The following is a 5,024-nucleotide window of genomic DNA, read 5'->3' on the forward strand; positions in this document are numbered from 1 at the left end:
CCGCTGACCTCGTCGATCGGCCGGTCGGCCAACTCCGCCGTCCGGGTCCGCTCGAGGGCACGATCGACCGCGGCGCGGTCCTCCGGTGTCGCCGACGAGAACCGCGAGCGGTGTGGATGTCGCCCCATCTCGACGACGTCGCGGACGGGGAACGAAAACGAGAGCGTCGTATCCTGCGGGACCACGGAGACGAGTCGGCTCGAGGCCCGCGAGGAGAGTTCGTGGATATCGGCTCCGCCGATCGAAACTGTCCCCGAATCGGGCTTGAGCGCGCCGCTGATCGCGCGGAGGAGCGTCGTCTTGCCGGCCCCGTTCGGACCGACGAAGCCGACGAACTCCCCGGGTTTGACCGTGAAGGAGACGTCTTGGAGTACCTCGAGATCGCCGAAGGAAAGCGAGCAGTCCTCGACGGTGACCGTCGCCGGGTCGGGGCTGGAGTCGGATTCCCACTCATCACTGCGGCGGTCAGGTTCACTCACAGCGAGTGCACCTCCCGGCGGGTGAGCAGGAACAGGAAGAACGGCGCGCCCAGTGCCGCCGTGATGATCCCGACCGGAACGACGGCCGGACCGGTCCGTGCGAGCGTATCGGTCGCAACCAGAAACGACGCGCCGGCGAGTGCGCTGGTCGGTAACAGGATCCGATGGTCCGGCCCCACGATCAGCCGCATGATGTGTGGGACGACGAGGCCGACGAAACCGATAACGCCGGCGACCGCGACCCCAGCGGCGGTGACGATACTCGCGAGTGCGAGCAGGAGCAGTTTGGTCCGCTCGACCTCGACGCCGAGGTGGTCGGCATCCTCCTCACCGAGCAGGAGAACGTTCAGCTCTCGCCGAAAGGCACAGAGGACGAGGACGCCGACCAGCGTGATCGGCAGGGCGAACGTAACGTCACTCCACTGGCTGTTGTTGAGATGGCCCATCATCCAGTAGATGGCTTGCCTGAGCGAGTCGCCGCTGTGGACGAGCATATACGAGATCATCGCGCCGAGAAAGGCCTGAATCGCGACGCCCGCGAGCAGCAGCGTTGCGACCGGCGTTCGTCCACCGTCGGTCGCGATCGCGTAGACGAGAAATGCGGTCCCGAGCGCGCCGACGAACGCTGAGAGGTGGAGGCCCCCAAACGGAATCAGCGCCGGAAACGCGATCGCAGCGACCGCGCCCGCGGCCGCGCCCGAGGAGACGCCGATGATCGACGGATCTGCCAGCGGATTCCGGAAGAATCCCTGCATCACCGTCCCCGCAGCGGCGAGTGCCAGTCCGACCGTCGCTGCGAGCGCGATACGGGGGAGCCGAATGTCCGCGACGATAATCTGGCGCGTTGCCGGCACGTCGAACGAAAAGATTGGGGCGTACTCGAGACCGGGGACCGGTACGGAAACGCCGACGATGGGAATTGAGGCGCTCCCGATGGCTACTCTCGAGGGGACGACGATCGCGTTCAGCATCGCCATCGCGACCGTCACCAAATCGATCCTGACCGGTCCGAGTGCGGCACTGATGAGGACGACGGCGACGAGCACCACGAGCAGCCCCGCCGACCACGTCGCCGTTCGGACCGATCGGTACATACTTAGCAACCAGTCTTGCAGTAGGCAAATATTTGTTGAAGTAGCGTAGACGTGGTAGCGATGCGACGATACATCTCCGTCTTCCTGGCCGTACTGATCGCCGTTTCCGCGTTCGCGCCCGCCGTAGCCGGGCAGTCGGACGACGGGGGCGAATCGACCGTCGACTGTGAATTCCCGCTCGAGATGACCGACGCCACGGGCGAGACGATTACACTCGAGGAGGCTCCCGAATCGGTCGTGGCGCTCCAGGCCAGCGACGCCCAGACGATGTTCGAAATCGGGGCCGAGGCTCGTCTCGTGGGAATGCCCGATAATCCGGCGACGAGCGGGCTGGACATCGGCGATCGGACGGCCGTCACGGATACTTATCAACTCGTTCACGAGCGGGTGATCGATCTCGATCCCGATCTCGTCCTGGCAGCGAATTCGACGGACGAAGAACACGTCGAGCAGCTTCGCGAGGCCGGACTCACCGTCTACCACTTCGACGCCGCCGAATCGCTCGACGACGTTCGTGAGAACGTCCGGACGACCGGGAAGCTCACCGGCGAGTGCGCCGGTGCCGAAGAGACCGTCGACTGGATGGACGAACAACTCGAGATCGTCGAACGGACGCTCGAAGAGACGGACCGCCCGCTGGCGTACTACGAGATGGGCGACGGGTACACCGCCGGATCCGGGACGTTCATCGACGAGGTTCTGACGACGGCCGGCGTCGAAAATCTGGCAGCAGAGGTCGGAATTCAGTCGTATGGCCAGACCAACCCCGAAACGGTCGTCGACGAGAATCCCGACTGGATCATCTATCCAGACGACAGGGACGAACCACCGATTCACGAGTCGGTCCAGGCGACGACTGCCTACCAGAACGACAACGTCCTCGCCGTCAACGCGAATTACATGAGCCAGCCCGCACCGAATCTCGTCTACGCGGTCGTAGATATCGTTGAAACGGTCCATCCCGAGGCTTACGCGGAAGCGAGCGCAGAGCTCGATGCCGCTTCGGAGGACGCCAACGAATCGGACGACGAAGATCAGAGCAACGAGAGTCCCATCCCCGGATTCGGCGTCTCCGCAGCTCTCGTCACCCTGCTGGCCGCTACTGCAGTCGTCGCACGGCGACGATAGCTCGAGGAATCCGTTTTCGCTTCAGTCTTCTCTCTGGACGTCCCGTTGGCGGCACTGACGTATCGTTTTGAAAAGGGTTTACTCGCCGGGCTACCCAGACCGTAGCATGGTCGAGAACGTCATCTGGCCCGCCTATCTCGATGCGAGCCTCTCGAGGGCCGAGGGACGGCGCGTGTCCGAGGATCTGGCGGTCGAGGAACCGACGGTCGACGAGATCGCGAAGTCCGTCCAGCAGATCGGGTACGACGCCACGATCGAGCGGGACAAGTCCTACTCCCGAGAGCACTGGGCCGACCGGGGCCGGGTCGTCGTTCGCGGGGCCGACGACTCGAGCAAAAACGATCTCGTCCAAGCCGTGGCGGCGTACGTCGTCGCGATGCGCGACTGAAATGCGCCGAGTAGGCGCAGTCGTCCGGACCGCGCAGGGACTGGCCGTCCTCCGAGCGGACGAGGCGGACGACGCCGGCAGCAATACGCCCGAGGAGTTCCGCGACGAGATCGGCACGATGGTCCTCGACGACGACCTCGAGGGGGTCGGCCGCGTCGTCGACGTCTTCGGCCCCGTCTCGAGGCCGTATCTGGCGGTGACGCCGGACGACGGCGTTCACCTGCCGTCGCTGATTGGATCAACGTTGTACGCGCGGTAGCGTCGTCGCTCGCCGTCTCGTTTTCCGCTTCAGTTCGGTTTTCGGCACATCGTGCGGTGGCGCGCGCTGTCTGCGAGGCGCGACCGTCGGGAGCACCTCGAAAGCGAATAGTGCGGGACCGGCGGTCCCGCGAACCATGCGAACGGTGCGCGGTTCGGAGCGACTGCCGGGAGCGAGAACCGCGAGGTGAACGGGGAACGAGGTGACCCGTGAGCAGACGGAGAGCGAAGCGATCCGTGAGCAGGCCGTCCGAACGACAGTGAGGGCGGCCGACGATGCCGTGCGATGGATGAGTGAGTGAGCGGAGCGAGCGAACGAATCGGTTGGGGAGGGCGTTGCGATTCCTGTTGCCGCGATAGCAGGACTCTTCTGTTACTTCGAGAGGCTCTGTTGAAACCCTATCATTCAGATATGTTTTAGCGCGAAACATACGCTCACTATATGTGCGAACGTATCGTCACCTGTCGAATCACCCATCAGTGGGTACAGTTAGGGGGAAAACAACATAGAACGTGAATGCAAGACCGATCCCAGTCCCAATAGCGGAGAAAGTCGTCTCCTGCCAAGACTCCCCAAACCCGCCGATCCCGATTACAAACCCCAGACCTAAACCAAGAAACAGTCCTAAAATGGCTCTCTGAAGCGGAGATTGAAAAATATCACGCATATCTGAAAATAGCTGTCATGGCTTATAAATTATAGCAATTGTACGATACATTGTGGCTGTTCACTGTCTCACCTGTACTTGCTGCAGAGGGTACCAACCCTATCATCTTCTAAGGATTTCAACAGACTCCTTCGAGATTATCTGCGCACACTGTTCGATATGCACAGTGTACAGTGCACTATGTACGAGACACAGGTACACGATACACAGCCGCCCTTCCAAAGTAGACGCCAAATCTGAAGTGGAAAAGACGATAGGAGCGGGGTGCAAACCTCGCGACATGAACGACCGGACGCGGGTCCTCGCCGCCGTCGGCACGACGGTCCTGCTGTTTCTCGGCGTCCAGCTCGGCGCGCTGGCGCTGCTCGAGCCGTTTCAGGAATCGGGACGGCAAGCCGTCGAGGATCCACAGAACCCGACGAATAGCGTCCTCTACGTCGGCGTCATGCTCGTCGCGACCGGGCTCATGCTCGCCGCGTTCAGGTACGACCTCGAGTGGCTCATCAGGCTCCTGCTCGTCGGCGTCAGCGTGATGATCTCGTGGTACGTCTTCGCCGAACTCGTGCCGGCTATCGTCGGGACGCTCGTCTCCGACGGGGTCGCAAATGCCCTCGCGATCGTCGCCTCACTGGCCGTCGGCGCGGCCTTGCTGTGGTATCCCGAGTGGTACGTCATCGACAGCGCGGGGGTGGTGATGGGCGCCGGCGCCGCCGCCCTGTTCGGGATCAGTTTCGGCCTGCTGCCCGCGCTACTCCTGCTCTCGGTGCTCGCGATCTACGACGCCATCAGCGTCTACGGCACCGAACACATGCTCGATCTCGCCGACGGCGTCATGGACCTCAAGATCCCCGTCGTACTCGTTATACCCATGACTCTCTCCTACTCCTATCTCGCGGCCGGCAGCACCGACGACGTGCTCGAGGACGATCGCAACCCCGATCAGACCGCCACCAACGAGAGCGCCACCGACGAGAGCGCCGCCGACGGCGGTCAACGAGACAGCGGCGCG

The 5,024-nt window shown here is 63.0% G+C and carries 6 protein-coding genes and 1 pseudogene; 5 read left to right on the forward strand and 2 right to left on the reverse strand.

The annotated features are described in order from the left end of the window. The coding region (locus PGX04_RS30735; protein WP_273741951.1) for an ABC transporter ATP-binding protein at positions 1-479 on the reverse strand (479 nt) is incomplete at its 3' end. After that, on the reverse strand, positions 476-1,573 hold the full coding sequence (btuC, locus tag PGX04_RS30740; RefSeq protein WP_273741952.1) for a vitamin B12 ABC transporter permease BtuC: 1,098 nt from the start codon (positions 1,571-1,573) through the stop codon (positions 476-478). The genes btuC and PGX04_RS30735, both read right to left, overlap by 4 nt. Before the next feature lie 60 nt (positions 1,574-1,633). Here btuC and PGX04_RS30745 point away from each other — a divergent pair, with 60 nt between their 5' ends. The 5 genes and pseudogenes from PGX04_RS30745 to PGX04_RS30760 form a co-directional block, all read left to right on the forward strand. After that, positions 1,634-2,701 carry a PGF-CTERM-anchored ABC transporter substrate-binding protein gene (locus tag PGX04_RS30745; protein ID WP_273741953.1) on the forward strand — a complete coding sequence of 356 codons (1,068 nt, stop codon included), beginning with the start codon at positions 1,634-1,636 and terminating at the stop codon, positions 2,699-2,701. Between the two features lie 106 nt (positions 2,702-2,807). Further along, a complete protein-coding gene (srp19, locus tag PGX04_RS30750; protein ID WP_273741954.1) occupies positions 2,808-3,089 on the forward strand; it encodes a signal recognition particle subunit SRP19 in 282 nt (93 codons plus the stop codon). 1 nt (position 3,090) lies between these two features. Further along, positions 3,091-3,348, forward strand: coding sequence for an H/ACA ribonucleoprotein complex subunit GAR1 (locus PGX04_RS30755; protein WP_273741955.1), 258 nt, complete (start codon positions 3,091-3,093; stop codon positions 3,346-3,348). 334 nt (positions 3,349-3,682) lie between these two features. After that, positions 3,683-3,742 (forward strand): annotated as a pseudogene (locus tag PGX04_RS35110) (hypothetical protein); the annotation flags it as partial. A gap of 553 nt (positions 3,743-4,295) precedes the next feature. After that, on the forward strand, positions 4,296-5,024 hold a 729-nt coding region (locus PGX04_RS30760), incomplete at its 3' end, for a presenilin family intramembrane aspartyl protease PSH (protein WP_273741956.1).

The sequence above is a fragment of the Natrinema soli genome, assembly GCF_028618695.1.